This is a genomic window from Sporosarcina sp. Y352, from assembly GCF_056786535.1.
In genome coordinates this window covers 26,830-47,080 of the sequence record NZ_JBXCJE010000005.1, presented here as the reverse complement: position 1 = coordinate 47,080, position 20,251 = coordinate 26,830, and the positions used below count along the sequence as shown (strand labels likewise).

The following is a 20,251-nucleotide window of genomic DNA, read 5'->3' as shown; positions in this document are numbered from 1 at the left end:
TGATGGAAACGTTAATAACGATACTCGTTGGAGTGCTGGTAACGGTTGCTGTCTATTTGTTGCTATCCAAAAGTCTGGTTCGGGTTATTCTAGGTACTGCTATCTTGTCACATGCTGTACATTTACTCCTAATGACGATGGGTGGACTGAAAAAAGGGGCTGTCCCACTATTGGGTGAAAATGCAGAAAGTTATACGGATGCTCTCCCGCAGGCGCTAATTCTCACAGCAATAGTAATCAGCTTTGCGGTGACTTCGTTTTTACTGGTACTAGCTTACCGAACATACAATGAGACCGGATCGGACAGTCTGACTGCATTGAGAGGGTTCGAAGATGAATAATATTGTTGTAATGCCGATGATTATCCCTTTATTGACGGGGATTTTACTAATATTTCTTAGACGCAATATAAAAATTCAACGGGGATTCAGTCTAATTTCCATTACAGTGACCATCGCCGTGAGTATATACATATTGAATCTGATTCAGGCGGATGGGATTTTACGGATTGATTTCGGTGGCTGGTTGCCGCCTTACGGGATTTCGTTCGTTGCGGATTCATTTTCCATGCTACTCGTATTAACGACCGCGATTGTTACAGGAATCATTCTAATTTATGCGTTTTCTTCAATCGGACGAGCACATGAAAATATGTTCTTTTATCCATTCGTGTTTTTTCTCATTGCTGGTGTAAACGGCTCGTTCTTGACGGGTGATTTATTTAACTTATTCGTCTGTTTCGAAGTGATGTTATTAGCTTCCTACGTTCTTATTACACTTGGGGGTAGGAAGGTACAACTTGTCGAATCGATAAAGTATGTCTCCATAAATGTGCTGTCCTCTTGGTTTTTCCTAGTCGGCATCGCGTATTTATACGGCACAGTAGGAACGCTCAATATGGCGCATCTATCCGTTCGTATTGCGGAAGTCGGACAAGGGCCACTATTGACAGTGATTAGTATTATATTTTTAATAGTCTTCAGTTTGAAATCTGGACTACTTCTTTATTTTTGGCTACCAGGATCATACAGTGCACCGCCGACAGCGGTTGCGGCCTTGTTCGGTGCGTTACTTACGAAAGTGGGTATCTATGCTATGTTCCGCGTGTTTACACTCATCTTTTATCACGAGCCGGGTGTAACACATTCGATGATTGGCATCATGGCTGCGGTAACGATGATTGGCGGATGTTTCGGTGCAATTGCCTACAATGATATTCGACAGATTGTTTCCTACAATGTCGTTATTGCAGTCGGATTTATACTTGTTGGACTAGCTGTTTCGACAGAAGTGGCAATCCAAGGGTCTATCTATTATCTGATTCACGACATGATTATCAAGGCGCTGTTATTCCTGATTGCCGGAACGATGGTTTACTTGACAGGAACAGGTAGGATTGAAAAAATGAGCGGCTTGATCCGAAATTATCCGTTGCTGGGCTGGCTATTTTTCATCACGATGCTGTCGCTTGCCGGAATTCCACCACTTAGCGGATTCATCGGCAAAGTGTACATCGGACAGGGCGCGATTGAAACGGGTTCATTCGTTTTGCTGGCAATTGCCTTCGCATCTAGTATTTTTGTGCTTTATTCATTGTTGCGCATTTTCATGAACTGTTTCTGGGGTGAAACAATCATTAATGAAGATGACGATGTCCCGCTAAAAAAAGGGATGCTTATTCCACTCGTGCTGTTCGGTATTTTGACTATTGCATTGGGAGTTGGAGCAGAGGGACTTGCACCATACGTTTCTGATGCGGCACGCACGCTGATGAATCCTGAAATTTATATCGATGCAGTTTTGAAAGGCAACGGATAATCGAGAACACTCCTATCCATTAACCGTAAAGAAGAGGTGACCGTTTATGCCAGCCCAATTATTGTTGAATTTATTTATAGCTTTGCTCTGGATGCTCCTAATGGATGAAGACGAGTTGAAGTTTACGACTTTCTTTGCTGGCTTCCTAGTAGGGATTGGAATCATATTTTTCATGCACCGATTTTTCGGTACCCGATTTTACTTGCGCCGCTTATACGCAACCATTAAGTTGCTCTTCATCTTCATTTCGGAGTTGACCAAATCCAGTGTCGTCGTATTGAAACAAATTCTTAGCCCAACCCTGAAAATTAAACCAGGTATTTTCAAATATGAAACTGTATTGAATAGTGATTCGGAAGTAACGTTGCTATCATTGCTTTTGACATTGACCCCGGGTTCTGTCGTCATGGAAGTATCCCCTGAGGGAAATGTACTTTACATCCACGCGATGGACGTCGAACAATCACGTGATGGACTCTTAATGCAGTTGCATAACTTTGAAAGAGCGATCATGGAGGTGACCCGCTAATGATTCAAGTAATGCTAACAACTTCGCTCATATTATTTTCGATAACAATAGCCATTGCTGTCATACGGATTATTCTCGGACCATCTATGCCGGACCGGGTTATAGGTCTTGATGTCATAGGTGTCAATTTAATTGCCACGATAGCTGTCATTTCAGTAATGATGAACACAAAGTCGTTTTTAGAAGTCATCCTCATAATGGGAATTCTATCGTTCATCGGAACAATCGCCTTCTCGAAATTCATTGAGAGGGGTGTTATTGTTGAACGTAAACGCGATCGGTGAATTTCTAGGTGCATTTCTAATCTTGCTAGGCGGAATTGCGAGCGTAATCAGCGTGTTCGGACTGCTTCGGTTACCTGACGTTTATACGAGATCCCACGCAGCTACGAAAAGCTCGACGCTCTCAGTTTTGCTGACATTGTCAGGTGCTTTCATTTACTTTTTGTTTAGTCAACACTTCGTAAGTGTTCGTCTACTTCTTGGAATTGTTTTTGTCTTTCTGACTGCACCGGTTGCCGGGCATGTGATTGTCCGTGCAGCTTACCGTTCGAATGTAAAACTTGCAGCGATTTCTACTGAGGATGAATTGTATGATGTATTACATAAGGATAAAGAAGAGGATGGGACCGGCGACTAAAGTCGGGTCTATCCTTTTCTTTGATTATATGAAGGACTAGAAGGCATGTTGCGAATTGGTCAGAATCGGCTTGATTGAGCTAGGGATGCCATCGTTGAATAGTACGAGAATATACGTAAAAGTGGAAAAGCGGGACGCAAATGCGCTCTGTTTTTCCACTTTAAGACTGCGGCTGCCGGGAACAACGAGATCGACGGCATTACTATTCGGGTAATTCACGATTGTTGGTCCGCCGACCCCATGTTTAATGACAAGTTGATGTGGGGTGTGTAACTGCTCAATAGGCTCCTCAATCGGCGTTGGATGTTTCTTGCGGACGATAATGCAAATCATCGATTCCGGCATTGTAAGCGACGAGTTATGAGTTTTCCGAGCCGTCATTGCAGTTTAGTCGTGCCACGTTCTAGCAGAAATTCTGGATTTCGTCCATGCAGGTATATTGAAACGCCGATGAACGAATAAACATTCAAACCATCGTTTGATTAACCTTGCAACTTCTCGGAATTTTGCATATACTAATTACAATCAAACAAACATTTGAATGAGGTGTATATAGGATGATAAAAGAAGTGTGTGAAGTGGTATCAGTTCATGAAGAAGTCGTTGAAGGTGTACAGAAAGCGCTCCCGGATTTAGGAGCTGCAGTAGGGATATTCAAAGCGTTGGCAGATGAAACAAGATTGAAAATCGCTTATTCCCTGACGATAGAAGAAGAAATGTGTGTCTGCGATGTTGCGGCAGTCATTGGTTCTTCAGTCGCTACTGCATCCCATCATTTACGGTATTTGCGCGTTCAAGCACTTGCTAAGTCTAGGAAAAAAGGGAAAATGGTCTACTATTCACTTGCAGATGATCACATCTACAAACTTGTGAAGATTGCACATGAGCATGCGATTGAAGGTGTTGAATTTGACAATGGTTGAAAAACAAGAATATCGGCTTGAGAATCTGACTTGTGCCAGTTGTGCCATGAAGTTCGAAAATAACGTCAAAAAATTACCATCTGTACAAGATGCGCAAGTGAATTTTGGTGCTTCTAAATTAGCATTCAGCGGTACCGCAAGTATAGAAGACCTTGAAGCAGCGGGTGCTTTTGATGGCATTAAAGTGGTTTCGCTACAGCGTAAGGTAATTGAAGCGAAGATACCTTTCTTTAAACGCAAGGAAAATCTTGTTACAATTTTTTCGCTTATCTTTTTAGTAGTAGGGATGGTTATCTCATTCCTCTACTCAGAAACACATCCGGCGGCGATACTATTTTTTGCCATTGCAATCGTAGTTGGCGGAGCGGGTATATTCAAAACAGGATTGCTAAACCTTGTTCGTTTTGAATTTGATATGAAAACACTAATGACCATTGCGATTATCGGCGCTGCAATCATTGGTGAATGGCGTGAAGGCGCGGTTGTTGTCTTTTTGTTCGCAGTCAGTGAAGCATTGGAAGCCTATTCAATGAACAAAGCTCGGCAGTCAATCCGAAAGTTAATGGATATTGCACCGCCCTCTGCTTTGGTAAAACGCGGAGTAGAATTCGTGGAGCTTTTGACAGAAGACATCCGCGTCGGGGATATCCTCATCGTGAAACCTGGACAGAAGATTGCCATGGACGGTGCGATCCTGACGGGAGCATCTACAGTGAATCAATCGGCGATTACGGGTGAATCCATTCCTGTTCTTAAAAAGCCAGGTGATAATGTGTTTGCGGGAACACTCAATGAAGAAGGAGCGCTCGAAGTAACGGTCACGAAGCTTGTTGGGGATACAACAATTGCGAAAATTATCCACCTAGTAGAAGAAGCACAGGCGGAAAAAGCGCCATCGCAAAAATTTGTCGATAAATTTGCCAACTATTACACACCTGTTATTATCTTGATAGCCATTTTAGTGGCTATCATTCCTCCTTTACTTGGTGGGGATTGGAGCGCTTGGATTTATCAAGGACTCGCAGTACTTGTCGTCGGTTGTCCGTGTGCGCTTGTAGTTTCCACGCCGGTAGCGATCGTGACCGCGATTGGAAACGCTGCGCGTCAAGGCGTACTTATTAAAGGCGGTATCCACCTTGAAGAGACGGGAAGGCTTAATGTTGTCGCTTTCGATAAAACAGGCACATTAACAAAAGGCTATCCGGAAGTAACAGATTTCATTCCTAGTGATGAAGGAAGTCGAGTACAATTACTAAATGCAATTGCAGCCGTCGAATCGTTGTCACAGCATCCGCTTGCGAAAGCTGTCGTTGATTATGCGCATGCATTCGGTGCTCAGAAAGTTCGGGTTTCAAATTTCCAATCAGTAACTGGAAAAGGAGCTTATGCTGAGGTTGATGGCGTGAGGACTTATATCGGAAGTATCAGTTGGGCGCAGGAGCTGTCATCGTTGCCGGAATCAGTCTTACACCAAGCAGCATCCCTTCAACAGCAAGGGAAGTCAGTGATGGCTATTGTATCAGGATCGGTGTTCGGTGGATTGCTGGCAGTAACGGATCCGATTCGCGCGGAAAGCCGAGAGGTTCTTCAACAATTAAAGAGTATTGGAATCCGTCATTCAGTTATGTTGACAGGAGATCATCAGGTGACGGCAGAAGCAATTGCTGTTGAATTGGGCGTTACGGATGTGCGTGCCGGTCTGATGCCTGAAGACAAACTGACAGCAATTAAACAATTGAGCAAACAATATGGCCGTGTCGCTATGGTTGGTGACGGAATCAATGACGCCCCTGCATTAGCGGCAGCATCTGTCGGGATTGCAATGGGCGGGGCAGGAACGGACGCCGCTCTTGAAACAGCTGATATTGCACTGATGGCAGACGATTTAGAAAAACTGCCCTATACAATAAAACTTAGCCGAAAAACATTGCGAATCATCAAAGAAAACATTATGTTTGCATTAGGCTTAAAAATTATTGCGCTGCTCCTTATCATTCCCGGTTGGCTAACATTATGGATTGCCATCTTCGCGGATATGGGTGCGACATTACTCGTTGTACTGAACTCGCTTCGTTTGTTGCGTGTTAATAAGTAAGCAGGTTCTAAACGGAGGCGAAATTGAATGCATTTAAAAGAATGGACCATGGAAGAGCAGGAACAGTTAATTCATTTTATCACTACAAATACGTGGCCTTTCCACGGCAACTCCGATCCCGGTCGCCATCTGATTGAAAAAACAATTGAAGAAGGCGGATATGGGTCGGATGAAGTGAAAACATTCTGGGTAGAAAATGAAAACGAGGAAAAAGTGGGCATTGTGAAGATATACGATTTACAAGATGCCATTCCGTTATTCGATTTACGAATAGCGGATATGTCGAGAGGGCACGGCTACGGACCCAAAGCACTAAGGCTTGTAGCAGAATATGTATTTAATTTATTTGGCAATAAAATACGTCTCGAAGGTCACACAAGGCAGGATAACTTAGCGATGCGAAAAACGTTTGAACGGGCAGGTTTTGTTAAAGAAGCGCATCTTCGGAAAGCTTGGTTTTCACCAAAAGAGAATTCCTATTACGATGCAGTGACCTACGGTATAACACGTGAAGACTTTATGGCGGGGACGACGACTCCTGTCATTTGGGAAGATGGTGAGAAGTCAAGGAAGCCTGCAAGGACTCCGTTTATACCAAGCTTTTCTGATTCATTCGAATCGGACCGGTTAGTTATTCGTGCTCCAAAACTTGATGATGCAATGGATGCCTGGAACGCAATTCGAGATTCCTTACCGGCGCTTCGCAAGTGGATGCCGTGGGCGCAACCGGAACCTGAGCTGCATATGACAGAGGAGAGCTTACGAAAAGCAATTGCAAATTTCATCACGCGTGTTGACCTGCGCTTTCATATATACGAAAAAGAGACTGGCAAATTCGTTGGTTCGTCAGGGCTTCATCGAATTGATTGGTCGATTCCAAAATTTGAAATCGGTTACTGGTTGGCTACGGAATTTGAGGGTAGAGGGTATATGACCGAAGCTGTGAAATCTATTGAGCAATTTGCATTCGAACAACTGGGGGCCCGCAGAATAGAAATACGCTGTGACGAAGAAAACATGAAAAGTCGGAGCGTCGCTGAACGTGCTGGGTTTACGCTTGAAGGGATATTAAACCAAGATTCCTTATCACCGGATGGTAATGTTTTACGAAATACATGCATCTATGCGAAAATAGACTAATGAAAAGCGTAAGTAGCCGTTTAGCCCCGAAAAGCGCTGGAGGTCTTACTGATAAAGGCGTTCTTTGCCTTTAACAGTAAGACTGAAGTGACTCGAGGGGCTGGCTACTGCAGCTAGACAAGAAAAGCGAAAGTAGCCGTCTCGCTACCAAAGTTTGAAAGAGTGCATTAGAAAGGGATGCCGACTTGAGTCGACATCCCTTTCGTTACACGCTCCGTTTTCCAGTAATGAGGTTGAAGATAAATACAACAACCGCAATTACAAGAAGAATATGAATTAGTCCTCCACCAATTTTAAAAACTAGACCTAATAACCAAAATACGAATAGTGCTACAATGATTAACCATAAAATTCGACCCAAGTGCCTCACCCCTTTACTGTATGTATTCTAAATTTACCCCCTCTGCAGATTTGTTAAACACAGAGTTTAGGAGACAGGAGTAATTCGGATTGAGTACGGGCATACATAACGGAGGCGTTACAGTTGGCAACACCGGGTATGGAAGACTATCTAGAACAGATTTATTTGCATATTGAAGCGAAAGGCGTTGCGCGTGTATCTGACGTTGCAGAATCATTGGCAGTTCTTCCTTCTTCCGTAACAAAAATGGCACAGCGTCTAGATAAAGAAGGGTATATTGTCTATGAACGTTACAAAGGTCTTGAGTTGACGGACAAAGGATCTGAATTCGGAAAAAGACTTGTACGGCGTCATGATCTTTTGGAACAGTTTCTCCGCATTATCGGGGTTGACGAGGTAAACATTTATGGGGACGTAGAAGGAATTGAACATCATCTTAGCTGGAATGCGATGGATCGAATAACAAATCTTGTTGAAGCGATGGGACAAGATGATGAGTTTGTTAGAAAGTTACGAGTAATGGATTTTGAGAAAGAGGTTGATAAGTAATGGAAGAACTTAAATCGGGTTATAAAGCAGAATTGGTAGTATTGGAGCAGGATGGTTCGAGGTGGGTATTGGATGGAGATGGCGATCATATTATGATGAACACATCCGATGCGGATGAGGACATTCAAGCGGGTGATAAAGTTAACGTCTTTCTTTATACAAACAGACGTGGAGAACTTTCAGCGACCATGCAAATTCCACACATGACAGCTGACACTTTTGGGTGGGCACGTGTAATCAGAGTAGATGAACATGAAGGGGTCTACGTGGATATCGGCTCCTCTATCGAAGTGCTAGTTAATAAAAATGACATGCCAAAAGTGCGGGCGCTTTGGCCGAAAACGGATGATGCACTGTATATGACACTTCGTATGGATTTGGGCGGTACGATTTTTGGACGACTTGCAACGGAAGAACGCGTATTGGAACAAATTGTCGAAGCACCTTCATCCCTGTTCAATATGGATATAAAAGCTAGAGCGTACCGTCTGTTGCCAGTAGGGTCATTCATGCTTAGTGTTCCGGAAAATTACCGTATCTTCATTCACAATACGGAACAGGAACGAGAACCCCGTCTCGGCCAGGAAATGAAAGTACGTATAATCGGTGTCCGTGAAGATGGAACATTGAATGGGTCAATGCTCCCGCGTAAAGAGGAGCGTTTAGGAGACGACGCTGAAACAATTCTACGTTACTTAGACAAAGCCAATGGGCGCATGTCGTTTACTGATAAGTCAACACCAGATGAGATTAAAGAAGTGTTCAATATGAGCAAAGCATCATTCAAGCGTGCGCTCGGTAAACTCATGAAAGAGGGCAGAATTGAACAAAGTGAAGGGAAGACATTATTGAAATAACACCGAAGCAAGGGAACTTTTTTGACCCCGAATCGTATTTATTCATGTAAAGAAGGGGGAATGTTCATTGAAACGTCTACTAACAACAATGATTGCAGCCGTATTAGTTATCGGAATTCTGGGACCGGCAACTGTAAGTGCGGAAGAACCGATTATTAATGAGAAACTGGGTGTACCAATTGTCGTATATGGTGCGAACTTATCCGATGCAGAAAAAGAAAGTGTTAAAGAAAGTTTAGGCGTTGCAAAAGAAGCGGAAGTTGAAGAAATCACCGTTGACGGCAGTGACCTTGTGAAATATATTAAAGATGGAAATAGTCAGGCAAGAATGTATTCTTCAGCTAAAATTACGAGGCAAGAAGAAGGCAAAGGACTCGTCATCAGTATTGTTACTGAAGATAACATTACACAAGTAACATCAGAAATATACGCTACAGCAATGCTAACAGCGGGTATTGAAGATGCAATTGTTGAAGTGGCATCACCCAAAAAAGTGACGGGTCACTCAGCGCTTGTTGGTATATACAAAGCTTATGAAGTAACTGGCGAGAAGCTCGATACGGAGCGGACGGATGTTGCTAACGATGAATTGAATCTTGCGACGAAATTTGCAAAAGAAACTGGAGTCGAGAGTGATAAAGTTGCCGAACTTCTAACGGATATTAAGAAACAAATTGCAGAGAAAAATCCTGCGACTAAGGAAGAAGTCGAAAGGATTGTGGCTGAACAGCTGGAGAAATACAATATCGAGTTAAGCGAAGCTGACCGTCAATTGCTAATTGACTTAATGGATAGGATAAGAAGTCTAGATATCGACTTTAATAAGATTTCTGAGCAACTTTCCGATATGTCAACTAAGATTAAAGATACAATAGGTGACATCGATCCAGGATTCTGGGATAAAGTGAAAGAGTTTTTCGCGAATCTGATCGAATCTGTTCAATCGTGGTTTAAGTAAACATGTTCCGAATTGTGGTGAAATTTCAGTGATTTAAATTTATGGAAAAGGAGCAATTTAAATGGAATTCGAATTTGTGGAATTAGGTGGGGACGCATTCGCGTTCCGTCATGAAGAAGATGGAAAGATACTAGCCGAAATTACGTGGACTATTCTTGGTGACGTCATGGTAATGGACCACACTTTCGTTTCCCCAGATTTACGTGGCCAAGGGGTTGCAAAAAAAATACTCGATCGCGCAGCTGATTACGCCCGTGAACAAGAACTGAAAATGGAGCCTGTTTGTTCATACGTTGTAACTGCGTTTGAACGTTATAAAGACTACGACGACCTCAAAGTATGATGTGAACATATAAAAGGCAATCCATTTAGTTATAGTAACTACGGATTGCCTTTTATATTTTACCTAATGAAGTTTGGTTCATTCGTATCCCTCACAGTAATGTAATGAAGTACAAAATACTCGTTAAAACTGAAGCGCCGGCGATCGTATACATCATGTCGGCTTGACTGAAAATTAGTTTTTTCTCCATTTGTAACGTCCCCTCTCGTCAAAAAGTATAAATGGTGAATACCTATTTATTACCCTTTAAGACAAGAGTCAAACGTATTAAACAAATAATGCGTGGGAGATGAAACTTATTCCCATGTAAAACGTATAGACATATACATAGCAATAAAGGAGGGGGTATTTCGTGAAACGCACAGTAGAAAAAGTATTATCGATTATTAGTGCCGGACTAACAGTGATAGGAGTTATTCTAAGCTTTGCGATACTGGCATTCTTGAATTTTATCAAGTCAGATCCTAAGTTCCAGGATGAATTCCGAACGGAGATATTATTATTTGATCCTACGCTTAATCCTGCAGACATTGAGATTTTCTTTACAGCCTTTAATTTCTTGGGTGGTATTATGTGGTTAATCATTATTGCCTTGATCATAAGTCTCGTTTTGATAATTATTGGGCTTGTAAATATTTGGAATAACAAAAATCCAAAACTGGCTGGAATACTATTTATCATTGCCGGGGTGTTGGGAGGATTTTTAAACATTACTTCAATACTTCTCTATATTGCCGGAATTCTATGTTTCACAAAGAAACCACCATTAACTCAAGAACCCCATTTTGTAGATGATCAGTATAACGGAAAGATAAGACCTTTATAATGAAAAAAACGCTTTCCTCCGTTTGGAGGAAAGCGTTTTTTTTACTAAACAAGTACAGGCTGGCGAATACAATAGACATACTGCGCAGTTTCAACAGGATACCCTTCAAAATGCTCTTCGAAGACATCAATAAGTTGGAAGCCTTGTTTTTCACAAAAGGCGCGTCCGATAGCGTTGCGCCCATCTATATAGACGAACAGCTGCTGCGCGTCAGAAAGTAACGATAACATGTAATCGAATAGCCGTTTTCCATATCCATTGTGTTGATGAGAAGGTAAAATGTACATAGCGGTCAATTCGGAATCACCATCTTCATCTTTTTTCGTGAAGTTTGCGAAGCCGATTGGAACACCTTTGTGTTCTGCTACCACTACATATGTTTTCTCCATACGCTTCATTATCATCGCATCCGAATAAGAGCGATGGATAAATGATTTTTGAACATCTTCGGGAATGGTCCCATTGTACATTTCGCTCCAAGTGTGGAGTACAATTTGTTGAACGTGCATACTATCCTTAGCTGTCATCAGTCGGATCATCGCACTGTCACCTCTGCAATTCTTTTTGTCATTATACCAAATAACAGAGTCAATAACTACCGATGTAATCAAATTGAAATATATGGGAGTGAGATTTATATGGAATGGATTTACAGAGAGTTTGAGAAATTAAGCGGTCGTGAAGTATACGAAATGTTGAAGTTGAGAGTTGATGTATTCATTGTTGAACAGGATTGTGCGTATCATGAAGTAGATGGTCACGATTACAAAGCAATTCATGTATTTTGCTTAGATGAAGGAGGAATCGCTGCATATGCGCGGCTTCTTCCGTCGAATGTGAAGTATCCGGATCCCTCAGTTGGACGCGTAATAGTCAGACAAGACAAAAGAGGGTCAGGGCTTGCGCATGAGCTCATTGAAAAGTGCCTTAATTACATTACAGACGAATGGAGTCCAGAAGAAATCCGTCTACAAGCACAGTCCCATCTTGCAAGATTTTACGGAAAACATGGATTTGAAGCCGTTTCCAAGCCTTATGACGATGGAGGAATACCACATATAGATATGATTTTATATATTGGTGATGAATGATAGTTTCTAAATGGGAAGATGAGGGTATACTCACTACATAACGCATCTTTATTATATTTGGGAGGAATGATTTGAATGGCTCGTAAAAAAAATAACAATTTACTACTTGCGACGATTGCAGCTGGTGCATATGCTTACTTCAGTAAAAAGGAAAACAGAGATAAGGCACAAGTTGCTTTCGGAAATATGAAGACAAAAGTTGATTCCTTTATTGAATCACAAAAGTTAAACCGCTCTTCCGACACAAAAGTTGGTCATTCGGATCCGTACGATCTTCAAGATAATAAAATGGTCAGTGAAGGTGCTCAAACAAGTGTCCATTATTATAACCAAGAAGTTGAAGACGACGTGAAGATGACGGCTGAAACAGACGGACTATATCACAAAAAAGAATCAGATGAACCTATAACGGAACAATCCAATAAATAGTATTGACGGATGGTACCAAAGGCGCTTCCCAATAAGGGAGTGCTTTTTTTTCTGAATATATCAGATACAACTAACAATTGAACAACGAGGTGATATAAAAATGAATGCGGCAACGGAAAATCAACTACAAACAAAGTATGAAATGCAACTTGATAAAAAGGGAAAAAGGAATACAAACAGAGAAGTAGAAAACTTTTTCCGCTTAGAAGAAAATTTATTAAACCATCTATTCCGTTCTGAAAAAAAAGAAGCACAGCAAGTAGTGAAAGTAGTTCTGAATTGTGTTACAGCCCGTACTAAGACCAACAAATATGATGCTGTAAAATATTACCTAATCACACTATCCTCGATGGTGGCAAGAAAGTTAGAGTGTACATCTCACTCTGCTAGTAAGGCGATAGATTTCAATTTAGAGTGTTTCATGTTGATAGCTGGTAAATTAAATGAAAATAATACTGTTGAACTGGCATATGAATTGATTGAGTATTATATACATGTATTTTCGAAGAGAAGACAGCCAGTACTGATGCATAGTACAGTGAATAATGTCATCAAGTATATAAATGAAAACGTGGAAACGGCTATGACTGTTGAGGAATTTGCGAAAAAGTACAGCATTAGTACGAGTCATTTATCTCGCATATTTAGAGAACATACCGGTATTACGCTAGTGGAGTACATAGCTATTTGTAAGGTCGAAGAATCTCAATACTATCTTCGTTTTTCTGAAGAGAAAATTTCTTGTATATCCGACAAATTTCACTTTTGTAATCAAAGTTATTTTACTCGTATGTTTAAAAAATATACGGGCCAAACGCCCAGACGGTTCCGAAGTAGTTTAGCGGGGGAGTATTTTCATTACAGTCTACCTATACAAGAAACTGATTCTTTAAAGGTCAAACATTGTAATTGATTGTGCTATTAGGGTATAATTTCAGTAGTTTGAAATAGTGAAGGTGAGTTTATTGAAGAAGAAGATTGGGTTACTAACGATGTTACTGACTACTGCCATATTTCTAAGCGGATGTGCGGCCATCGAGAACAAAGAAGGTACATTTTATAATCTTTTTGTTAAGCCAATGGATTGGTCACTTAGTTTCTTCAGTGACTTCTTCAATGGGAGTTACGGTCTAGCGATTATCCTGATTACAGTATTAATACGAGTCATCCTTATGCCACTCATGTTGAAAAACTATAAGGCGCAACAGAACATGAAGATAAAAATGGATGCACTTCGTCCTGAGATGGAAGACATTCAGAAACGTTTGAAAGAAGCGAAAGAAAAAGAACTAAAAGATGAGCAAATGAAGCTTCAGCAAGAAATGATGGGGCTATATTCGAAGCATGGCGTCAACCCGCTTAACATGGGTTGTCTTCCGTTGATTATTCAGATGCCTGTCATCATGGGCCTCTACTTTGCTATCTTGAATTCCCCTGAAGTACAATCACACACGTTCCTTTGGTTTAACCTTGGGGAACCCGATATGATTATGATGGTACTTGCAGGTGCAGTTTACTTCGTTCAAGCACGTGTCTCACTTTGGACCATGCCTGAAACGCAGCAGAAACAGATGAAGGCTTTCATTTACTTGTCACCAATCATGATTATGTTCATTTCGTTTCAAGCGATGGCGGCATTACCCCTTTACTGGGCTGTTGGCGGACTTCTCCTTATCTTCCAAACGTATTTGGGACGCAAGTTCTACTATAAGCATCCTGAGGTCGTAGTAGAAGGTGCTGAAGAGGTTATTATTGAAGAAAAAGAAGAAGTAAAAGAAGAAGTAAAAGAAATAGAGCTAGATAAAAAAGAAGATAAATGAGAGTAGGCTGAAGAGAAATCTTCGGTCTTTTTTTTGGAGGTATATACATGCAAGCAAAATGGTTGTTTGGAATCGGAATTGGGGCGGCTGCAATAGCCTCTATCTATTACATTATCAAACTGAATTTATACTTTGCTGTCCTATCGATGCTCGCACTATTTTCATTGACGAATGGAGCTCGTTCATTATCATTTCGTGACCAGGGTATGACGCGTGAGTCGAAATGGATGTTATGGATGTCACTCTTTTTTGGAACAGCATTTATTGTGGGACTCGTTGTTATTATTGTTGCTTGAAAAAGACGTACACTGGGAACTGAAATTTCCGGTGTGCGTCTTTTTATTAGGGCTACATCCAAAAGGCATATTTCTTCTTAGTCATCAGTACGATGAAAATGGAGGATGCTGAATAGACGACCATTTCATGTGCTGCCACGAGTTGTTAACTTAGTAGAATGAAATGATAGTTTACGCTGACTGCAAAGAAAAATGATGATAGAATATAGATATATATTGAGAAGGTAGGCTCGACAATGGGACGGAAAAACAATAAATATAATAAAAAAAATAGGAAACGTGGTAAAGCTTTGACGTTCACGCTACTTATTTCTGGAATCCTTGTGACTGGCATGGTGACTTGGGTTGGGTTGAATAACTGGGATGTAGAGAAAAGTGTACAAAAAGTCAAGGAAGTCATTGGCCTTCCGAATTCGACGTTGAATGAAACTGTAGCTCCTGAAACGGAACCGAATGAACTGAACGATCCCGTGGAGAATGGCGACGATAAGTCAGAAGTGCCTGACGTAGCTGATCCGGATGCAGAGGGAAAAACGAATCAAAAACCAGTGAAGCCAACTACTCCACCATCCATATCCTCTGGAAACGACAATACAGATGCTGGCACTACAGAAAAACCGGCACTCTTGATTGACAAGGGTGGATATATTGCAGGGCAAGTACTTCCAAAAGAACCGAAATACGTTAAAAACATTTTGATAGCCAACAAAAAGTATCCGTTGCCGAAAGATTATGCGGAGGGTGAGAGTAAAGAAGCGCGCACAGCCTTTGAAAAGATGGCGGCAGAAGCAAAACTATCACAGTACATTTTGACGGCTTTCAGCACGTATCGTTCGTATGATTATCAGACTGTCCTTTACGAGCGATATGTTGCGCGTGACGGTAAGAGTGCAGCCGATACATACAGTGCGCGCCCAGGTTATTCCGAACACCAAACAGGACTCGCATTCGACATTGGTGAAGTGAATTTTGAACAGCATTTTGCATCATCATCATTTGGAGAAACAGGTGCGGGTAAATGGGTGGCGAAAAATGCGCATCGATTCGGTTTCATTATGCGATACCCTGAAGGAAAAGAACTTGTCACGGGTTATATGCATGAATCGTGGCACTACCGCTATGTTGGAACAGAAATTGCAACTGACATCTACAATAGGAAAATCACATTGGAAGAATATCTTGGTATACAGTAAAGTAAACTTACTCTGCATTCTTCAAAAAGGGACGTACCGAATTATCGGTACGTCCCTTTCATTCTAATTTATAGTATTGGCGATAATAAACGAGAGACAGATTCTTTTACCTTAATCATACGTGAACGTTCCAAATACATGTCATATGTCAATTCAGTTGATAATTGCATATCCTGTTCAAACAGCTCGGCTAATTCATGTGACTTTTGTCGATCATAAATGAATGCATTGACTTCAAAGTTCAATTTAAAGCTGCGTACATCGATATTGGCAGTTCCGACAGTCGAAAGTTCATCGTCTACGACAATCTGTTTTGCATGCAGGAAACCGTTCTCGTAAATATAAACACGAGCACCTGCTTTTAATAGCTTTCCAACATTCGAGTAGGTGGCCCAGTAAACAAACATGTGATCAGGTTTATTTGGAATCATTATTCGTACATCGATTCCTGAAAGACAAGCGATGCGTAGAGCATCCAAAAAGCTGATATCGGGAATGAAATAAGGTGTTTGGATATAGATATACTTTTTCGCAATGAATATCATTTTTAGATAACCGTCCTTAATTTGTTCCCACTCGGAATCAGGCCCGCTAGAAACGATTTGCATACCGACTGAACCTTTTCTTGGGATTGCCGGGAAAAAGTGTTCCGCATATTCAATATCATTTTTTTCGGATGCTTGGTTCCAGTCCAATATAAATCTTGTCTGAAGAGGATGGACTGCGCTACCCTCAATTCTAAGATGTGTATCACGCCAATAGCCGAACTTCTTGTTGTGACCCAAGTATTCGTCACCGACATTGAATCCACCGACATATCCGATGCGTCCGTCAATAACAACTATTTTGCGATGATTCCGGAAATTCATCCGAGGGTTGATGAGTGGCATCGTAGCTGGGAAGAATGCTTCAACATCCCCACCGCTATCTATCAGTTCTTGCAAATGCCTTTTGCGAAGTCCCCTTGAACCGATATCATCAAATAACACCCGCACTCTAACTCCTTGTTTTGCCTTCCGAATCAAAACGTTTAATATCCTAGTTCCAAGGGTATCGAGTTTAAAAATGTAGTATTGAAAATGGATGTGATCTTTGGCTTGTTCAAGGTCATGAATAAGTGCGTCAAATTTAGCTGCCCCATCGTTAAAGACTTGAACGTCATTGTCTTGGGTCAACACAGCGTGGTTATTTCTTAGGTGAAGGTAAATCATATCTTGGTAATGTGCAGTGTCGTCAAGTCTAAATTCGAGGGTGTTTTCTTCGATTGCTTCAATTTGATAATCAATTAATTGATCGATTCCGATCTTACTCCGACCTTCCCAGCGGAAAAGATGTTTTTCCCTGAGCCGCCTGCCGAGTAAAAGGTAGATGAAGAAACCAAAGAATGGTATGAAAAATATGACAAGGAGCCATGCCCAAGTTGAGGTAGGATCTCTTCTTTCTAGAAAAATAAGAGCAATCGCAAGAAATATATTCAAGATAAAAACTGCTATCACTGAAATGCTGATAAGTTGACTCATTAGCTACCTCCTTCAGAAATGATGCCTATTTTATTAGTATAACGGATAACTAAGGAAAATGAAGATAATAGTGACAATTGCAACAATAAAACCTACTTGACTGGTTGGTATTAAAAGTATAGAGTGTAATTTGTACTTTGTGCCATTATTAATAATAGGAGGAATAGACGTGGATATATTATTGCTGATTTTGAATATCGTCGGCTTGCTATTGCTAGTCGGTATACTATATAGTATGCATCGCAAAAAGGTTTCGTTTTCAAAACGTGTTTTTACTGCACTTGGGCTCGGAATTGTATACGGACTCATTTTAAATTTTGCTTACGGGACAGAATCGTCCATACTGCAAGAGTCAATGCCGTGGTTCAACTTGATAGGAACAGGTTACGTCAAGTTACTCCAGATGATTGTTATGCCACTTGTTTTCATATCAATACTTGGGGCATTCACGAAGATAACAATTGGTAAAAACTTCGGGAAAATGGCCGGATTAATATTAGGGCTTCTCGTTGGTACAACGGCGATTGCCGCAGTCATTGGGATTGCTGCGACAGTTCTATTTGGACTTGATGCAAGTGAAATTGTGCAAGGGGATGCTGAAGTTGCTCGCGGCGTTGAGATCGAAGAACGTTCCGTTGATGTAGCAGATCGCGCATTGCCAGATCAGATAATCGACTTATTTCCGGCGAATCCGTTCCTTGATATGACGGGTGCACGACCAACATCAACAATTGGGGTTGTCATTTTTGCTGCATTTCTCGGTTTTGCATACTTGACGCTAACGAGAAGAGACGAGAAAAATGCGGCTACCGTTAAAAAAGGAATCGATGCTATTTATTCTTTAATCATGGGCGTAGTAAAAATAGTATTGCGGTTGACGCCTTATGGGATTTTAGCGATTATTGCGCGCACTGTCGCAATGTCTGACTTTGCTGCCATCTTTAGTCTAGGTAAATTTGTACTCGCGTCATATGTTGCAATTATTGTCATGTTTGGTATTCACTTAATTATTATTGCGTTATGTGGTTTGAATCCAATCACATACTTGAAAAAAGTAGCGGAAGCATTGATTTTTGCATTCTCCTCACGGTCGAGTGCAGGAGCACTCCCACTTAATATCGATACGCAGACCAAACGTCTTGGTGTGCCTGATGGAATTGCTAACTTTGCAGGGTCGTTTGGTTTGTCAATCGGCCAAAATGGATGTGCAGGAATCTATCCGGCGATGCTTGCGGTTATGATTGCACCGTCTGTTGGACAAAATCCACTTGAGCCGACATTCCTTATTACATTGATCGCGATCGTGGCAATCAGTTCATTTGGAGTTGCCGGTGTGGGTGGGGGAGCGACATTTGCAGCCATTCTAGTTTTATCGGCACTTAACTTGCCAGTCGTACTAGCAGGACTCTTGATTTCGGTAGAGCCGCTAATCGATATGGGCCGTACAGCATTGAACGTCAACGGTTCCATGATGGCTGGGGTTACAACTGCGCGGGTTACAGGTGAACTGGATAAAGATTTGTACAATGCGCCACTTAAAAAGCAAACTGTTGAAGTGTAAATTGTTGTACCATAAAATAAAAAATACCGCAGAAGATGTTACAGTCTTCTACGGGAATCATAAAGGCAACCTCTCATTAATTTAGAGAGGTTGCCTTTATTATTTTTGCTAATTATTCAGTCGCCGTATCCAAGTTCCGCAACGATTTAGCAGACTTTCTATAAGCAAAGATTAACGCAATAGAAAGGAGAGCAAGAACTGCAGAGATGTAATACATATTGCCGGCTTCTTGTGTGAAAATCCATGTGAATAAGAGCGGACCGATAATGCGCCCCATATTATCCATGGAATACGTCATTCCGGCGGCGGTTCCATATTTTCCGCCTGATTCTTTTGTTGTTAATGAAACGAGTACTGTCCGTGCAAGTGCGTTCCCAGCAGTAAAGACACTGAGTGCAAAACCTGCCCAGAAGAGACTGGATGAGAATGGGATTAGGAAAAGTCCGAGTGCAGTAACAATCTGCGCCCCGATAATCCATTTCGTTTCTGTACCGTTTTTTACCCTTCGAACGACCCCGCCTTGAATTGCCGCATCGACAAATCCACTAGCCATAAACAAGTAACCAAGCTGTAGCGGTGTGATTTCAATTTTCGAGATTTGGAACAATTGGAACGTTGACTCGAGTCCCGCTAGTAGGAACGTTATCATGAAGGAGAACAGAAACAAATAGCGGATTCGGTATTGCCAAAGTGTTGCCGCTCCTTTTGGGAGGATTGCGCGTTTATTGGCTACACCACACCGTTCAGGCTCTTTTAAAATGACTCCCGCATAAACCATAAGAAGTACGGTTAATAAACCGGACGCTAGAAACGGTAATTGAAGGCTGACATTACCAAGTACACCGCCAATTGCAGGACCGAATATAAAACCGAGACCAATTGACATGCCAAGTAGACCCATGTATTTGTTGCGGTTTTCTTCATCTGTCATATCTGCTACGAACCCTGTTACGGCAGTGTAAAGTGCCCCAGAGAATATTCCACCGACAACACGCGAAGCATATAGCAACGGCAAGTTCTCTAGGAATAGTGCGAACAAGAAGAAGCTAAGACTAAAGCCCATAAGGCCAATCAAAATTAGTTTTTTTCTACCTGTACGATCTGAGAAAACACCCCAAAGCGGTGCAGTGAAAAATGAGGCGAGTGCGTAAATGGTCAGAAGTCCGCCAACATGCACTTCGGAATAACCTTGCTGCAAGATGACTTCGGGGAGAATCGGGATAATGATTCCAAACCCGAGATAAACAAAGAATTGTACGGACATAAGAAGAAGGATCGCTTTTTTCATGATTAAACCTACTTT

Annotated in this window: 24 protein-coding genes; 20 read left to right on the top strand and 4 right to left on the bottom strand. The window is 41.5% G+C overall.

Features of this window, described 5'->3' with window-relative positions:
- The first annotated feature begins 2 nt into the window (after positions 1 to 2).
- The 8 genes from AC1TO6_RS09980 to AC1TO6_RS09945 all read left to right on the top strand — a co-directional run bounded on the left by AC1TO6_RS09980 (position 3) and on the right by AC1TO6_RS09945 (position 7,144).
- A complete protein-coding gene (locus tag AC1TO6_RS09980) occupies positions 3 to 341 on the top strand; it encodes a Na(+)/H(+) antiporter subunit C (RefSeq protein WP_482101462.1) in 339 nt (112 codons plus the stop codon).
- Complete coding sequence (locus AC1TO6_RS09975) at positions 334 to 1,818, top strand: Na+/H+ antiporter subunit D (protein WP_482101461.1); 1,485 nt, start codon at positions 334 to 336, stop codon at positions 1,816 to 1,818. Before AC1TO6_RS09980 ends, AC1TO6_RS09975 begins: the two co-directional genes overlap by 8 nt.
- A gap of 46 nt (positions 1,819 to 1,864) precedes the next feature.
- Positions 1,865 to 2,347 carry a Na+/H+ antiporter subunit E gene (locus AC1TO6_RS09970; RefSeq protein WP_482101460.1) on the top strand — a complete coding sequence of 161 codons (483 nt, stop codon included), beginning with the start codon at positions 1,865 to 1,867 and terminating at the stop codon, positions 2,345 to 2,347.
- A complete protein-coding gene (locus tag AC1TO6_RS09965) occupies positions 2,347 to 2,631 on the top strand; it encodes a Na(+)/H(+) antiporter subunit F1 (protein ID WP_482101459.1) in 285 nt (94 codons plus the stop codon). Before AC1TO6_RS09970 ends, AC1TO6_RS09965 begins: the two co-directional genes overlap by 1 nt.
- Positions 2,609 to 2,986: a Na+/H+ antiporter subunit G gene (locus AC1TO6_RS09960; RefSeq protein WP_482101458.1), complete on the top strand. Its 378-nt coding sequence runs from the start codon at positions 2,609 to 2,611 to the stop codon at positions 2,984 to 2,986. Before AC1TO6_RS09965 ends, AC1TO6_RS09960 begins: the two co-directional genes overlap by 23 nt.
- 557 nt (positions 2,987 to 3,543) lie before the next feature.
- Positions 3,544 to 3,909, top strand: a complete 366-nt coding sequence (locus tag AC1TO6_RS09955) for an ArsR/SmtB family transcription factor (RefSeq protein ID WP_482101457.1) — start codon at positions 3,544 to 3,546, stop codon at positions 3,907 to 3,909.
- Positions 3,902 to 6,004: a heavy metal translocating P-type ATPase gene (locus AC1TO6_RS09950; RefSeq protein WP_482101456.1), complete on the top strand. Its 2,103-nt coding sequence runs from the start codon at positions 3,902 to 3,904 to the stop codon at positions 6,002 to 6,004. The genes AC1TO6_RS09955 and AC1TO6_RS09950 overlap by 8 nt, the downstream gene beginning before the upstream one ends.
- A 27-nt stretch (positions 6,005 to 6,031) precedes the next feature.
- The gene (locus AC1TO6_RS09945) at positions 6,032 to 7,144 is read left to right on the top strand and encodes a GNAT family N-acetyltransferase (protein WP_482101455.1); all 1,113 of its coding nucleotides are present in this window, start codon (positions 6,032 to 6,034) and stop codon (positions 7,142 to 7,144) included.
- Between the two features lie 205 nt (positions 7,145 to 7,349).
- Here the strand turns inward: AC1TO6_RS09945 and AC1TO6_RS09940 are convergent, their stop codons facing one another.
- Positions 7,350 to 7,496, bottom strand: coding sequence for a lmo0937 family membrane protein (locus tag AC1TO6_RS09940; RefSeq protein WP_482101765.1), 147 nt, complete (start codon positions 7,494 to 7,496; stop codon positions 7,350 to 7,352).
- Between the two features lie 132 nt (positions 7,497 to 7,628).
- On the opposite strand from AC1TO6_RS09940, the gene mntR reads away from it, so the two are divergent.
- From mntR to AC1TO6_RS09915, 5 genes are all read left to right on the top strand, one after another.
- A complete protein-coding gene (gene mntR, locus AC1TO6_RS09935) occupies positions 7,629 to 8,054 on the top strand; it encodes a transcriptional regulator MntR (RefSeq protein ID WP_482101454.1) in 426 nt (141 codons plus the stop codon).
- Positions 8,054 to 8,911, top strand: coding sequence for a CvfB family protein (locus tag AC1TO6_RS09930; RefSeq protein WP_482101453.1), 858 nt, complete (start codon positions 8,054 to 8,056; stop codon positions 8,909 to 8,911). Before mntR ends, AC1TO6_RS09930 begins: the two co-directional genes overlap by 1 nt.
- 67 nt (positions 8,912 to 8,978) lie before the next feature.
- Positions 8,979 to 9,869: a DUF1002 domain-containing protein gene (locus AC1TO6_RS09925; protein WP_482101452.1), complete on the top strand. Its 891-nt coding sequence runs from the start codon at positions 8,979 to 8,981 to the stop codon at positions 9,867 to 9,869.
- Between the two features lie 61 nt (positions 9,870 to 9,930).
- Entirely contained in the window at positions 9,931 to 10,212 is a 282-nt protein-coding gene (locus tag AC1TO6_RS09920) for a GNAT family N-acetyltransferase (protein WP_482101451.1), read from the top strand.
- Positions 10,213 to 10,564: 352 nt separating this feature from the next.
- A complete protein-coding gene (locus AC1TO6_RS09915; RefSeq protein WP_482101450.1) occupies positions 10,565 to 11,038 on the top strand; it encodes a DUF4064 domain-containing protein in 474 nt (157 codons plus the stop codon).
- 44 nt (positions 11,039 to 11,082) lie between these two features.
- Here AC1TO6_RS09915 and AC1TO6_RS09910 read toward each other — a convergent pair whose 3' ends face one another.
- Entirely contained in the window at positions 11,083 to 11,577 is a 495-nt protein-coding gene (locus tag AC1TO6_RS09910; protein ID WP_482101449.1) for an N-acetyltransferase family protein, read from the bottom strand.
- A 99-nt stretch (positions 11,578 to 11,676) separates the two neighbouring features.
- Here AC1TO6_RS09910 and AC1TO6_RS09905 point away from each other — a divergent pair, with 99 nt between their 5' ends.
- The 6 genes from AC1TO6_RS09905 (at position 11,677) to AC1TO6_RS09880 (ending at position 15,867) form a co-directional block, all read left to right on the top strand.
- Positions 11,677 to 12,129 carry a GNAT family N-acetyltransferase gene (locus AC1TO6_RS09905; protein WP_482101448.1) on the top strand — a complete coding sequence of 151 codons (453 nt, stop codon included), beginning with the start codon at positions 11,677 to 11,679 and terminating at the stop codon, positions 12,127 to 12,129.
- 75 nt (positions 12,130 to 12,204) lie between these two features.
- Positions 12,205 to 12,558, top strand: coding sequence for a hypothetical protein (locus AC1TO6_RS09900; protein ID WP_482101447.1), 354 nt, complete (start codon positions 12,205 to 12,207; stop codon positions 12,556 to 12,558).
- Between the two features lie 100 nt (positions 12,559 to 12,658).
- Complete coding sequence (locus tag AC1TO6_RS09895; protein ID WP_482101446.1) at positions 12,659 to 13,471, top strand: helix-turn-helix domain-containing protein; 813 nt, start codon at positions 12,659 to 12,661, stop codon at positions 13,469 to 13,471.
- Between the two features lie 52 nt (positions 13,472 to 13,523).
- The gene (gene yidC / locus AC1TO6_RS09890; RefSeq protein WP_482101445.1) at positions 13,524 to 14,378 is read left to right on the top strand and encodes a membrane protein insertase YidC; all 855 of its coding nucleotides are present in this window, start codon (positions 13,524 to 13,526) and stop codon (positions 14,376 to 14,378) included.
- Between the two features lie 47 nt (positions 14,379 to 14,425).
- Positions 14,426 to 14,674 (top strand): hypothetical protein, encoded by a 249-nt coding sequence (locus AC1TO6_RS09885; RefSeq protein WP_482101444.1) that lies wholly within the window; start codon positions 14,426 to 14,428, stop codon positions 14,672 to 14,674.
- 236 nt (positions 14,675 to 14,910) lie between these two features.
- A complete protein-coding gene (locus AC1TO6_RS09880) occupies positions 14,911 to 15,867 on the top strand; it encodes a M15 family metallopeptidase (protein ID WP_482101443.1) in 957 nt (318 codons plus the stop codon).
- A gap of 68 nt (positions 15,868 to 15,935) precedes the next feature.
- Here the strand turns inward: AC1TO6_RS09880 and cls are convergent, their stop codons facing one another.
- A complete protein-coding gene (cls, locus tag AC1TO6_RS09875) occupies positions 15,936 to 17,387 on the bottom strand; it encodes a cardiolipin synthase (RefSeq protein WP_482101442.1) in 1,452 nt (483 codons plus the stop codon).
- A 235-nt stretch (positions 17,388 to 17,622) separates the two neighbouring features.
- Between cls and AC1TO6_RS09870 the strand changes: the two genes are divergently transcribed.
- A complete protein-coding gene (locus AC1TO6_RS09870) occupies positions 17,623 to 18,948 on the top strand; it encodes an L-cystine transporter (RefSeq protein ID WP_482101764.1) in 1,326 nt (441 codons plus the stop codon).
- Between the two features lie 112 nt (positions 18,949 to 19,060).
- On the opposite strand, the gene AC1TO6_RS09865 is transcribed toward AC1TO6_RS09870, so the two are convergent.
- Positions 19,061 to 20,236, bottom strand: a complete 1,176-nt coding sequence (locus AC1TO6_RS09865) for an MFS transporter (RefSeq protein WP_482101441.1) — start codon at positions 20,234 to 20,236, stop codon at positions 19,061 to 19,063.
- Positions 20,237 to 20,251 lie beyond the last annotated feature (15 nt).

Coding starts and splice junctions, on each gene's coding strand:
- AC1TO6_RS09980 (WP_482101462.1), top strand. CDS start 3: ATGGAAACGTTAATAACGATACTCGTTGGAGTGCTGGTAACGGTTGCT.
- AC1TO6_RS09975 (WP_482101461.1), top strand. CDS start 334: ATGAATAATATTGTTGTAATGCCGATGATTATCCCTTTATTGACGGGG.
- AC1TO6_RS09970 (WP_482101460.1), top strand. CDS start 1,865: ATGCCAGCCCAATTATTGTTGAATTTATTTATAGCTTTGCTCTGGATG.
- AC1TO6_RS09965 (WP_482101459.1), top strand. CDS start 2,347: ATGATTCAAGTAATGCTAACAACTTCGCTCATATTATTTTCGATAACA.
- AC1TO6_RS09955 (WP_482101457.1), top strand. CDS start 3,544: ATGATAAAAGAAGTGTGTGAAGTGGTATCAGTTCATGAAGAAGTCGTT.
- AC1TO6_RS09950 (WP_482101456.1), top strand. CDS start 3,902: ATGGTTGAAAAACAAGAATATCGGCTTGAGAATCTGACTTGTGCCAGT.
- AC1TO6_RS09945 (WP_482101455.1), top strand. CDS start 6,032: ATGCATTTAAAAGAATGGACCATGGAAGAGCAGGAACAGTTAATTCAT.
- AC1TO6_RS09930 (WP_482101453.1), top strand. CDS start 8,054: ATGGAAGAACTTAAATCGGGTTATAAAGCAGAATTGGTAGTATTGGAG.
- AC1TO6_RS09920 (WP_482101451.1), top strand. CDS start 9,931: ATGGAATTCGAATTTGTGGAATTAGGTGGGGACGCATTCGCGTTCCGT.
- AC1TO6_RS09910 (WP_482101449.1), bottom strand. CDS start 11,577: ATGATCCGACTGATGACAGCTAAGGATAGTATGCACGTTCAACAAATT.
- AC1TO6_RS09905 (WP_482101448.1), top strand. CDS start 11,677: ATGGAATGGATTTACAGAGAGTTTGAGAAATTAAGCGGTCGTGAAGTA.
- AC1TO6_RS09900 (WP_482101447.1), top strand. CDS start 12,205: ATGGCTCGTAAAAAAAATAACAATTTACTACTTGCGACGATTGCAGCT.
- AC1TO6_RS09895 (WP_482101446.1), top strand. CDS start 12,659: ATGAATGCGGCAACGGAAAATCAACTACAAACAAAGTATGAAATGCAA.
- AC1TO6_RS09885 (WP_482101444.1), top strand. CDS start 14,426: ATGCAAGCAAAATGGTTGTTTGGAATCGGAATTGGGGCGGCTGCAATA.
- AC1TO6_RS09880 (WP_482101443.1), top strand. CDS start 14,911: ATGGGACGGAAAAACAATAAATATAATAAAAAAAATAGGAAACGTGGT.
- cls (WP_482101442.1), bottom strand. CDS start 17,387: ATGAGTCAACTTATCAGCATTTCAGTGATAGCAGTTTTTATCTTGAAT.
- AC1TO6_RS09870 (WP_482101764.1), top strand. CDS start 17,623: ATGCATCGCAAAAAGGTTTCGTTTTCAAAACGTGTTTTTACTGCACTT.
- AC1TO6_RS09865 (WP_482101441.1), bottom strand. CDS start 20,236: ATGAAAAAAGCGATCCTTCTTCTTATGTCCGTACAATTCTTTGTTTAT.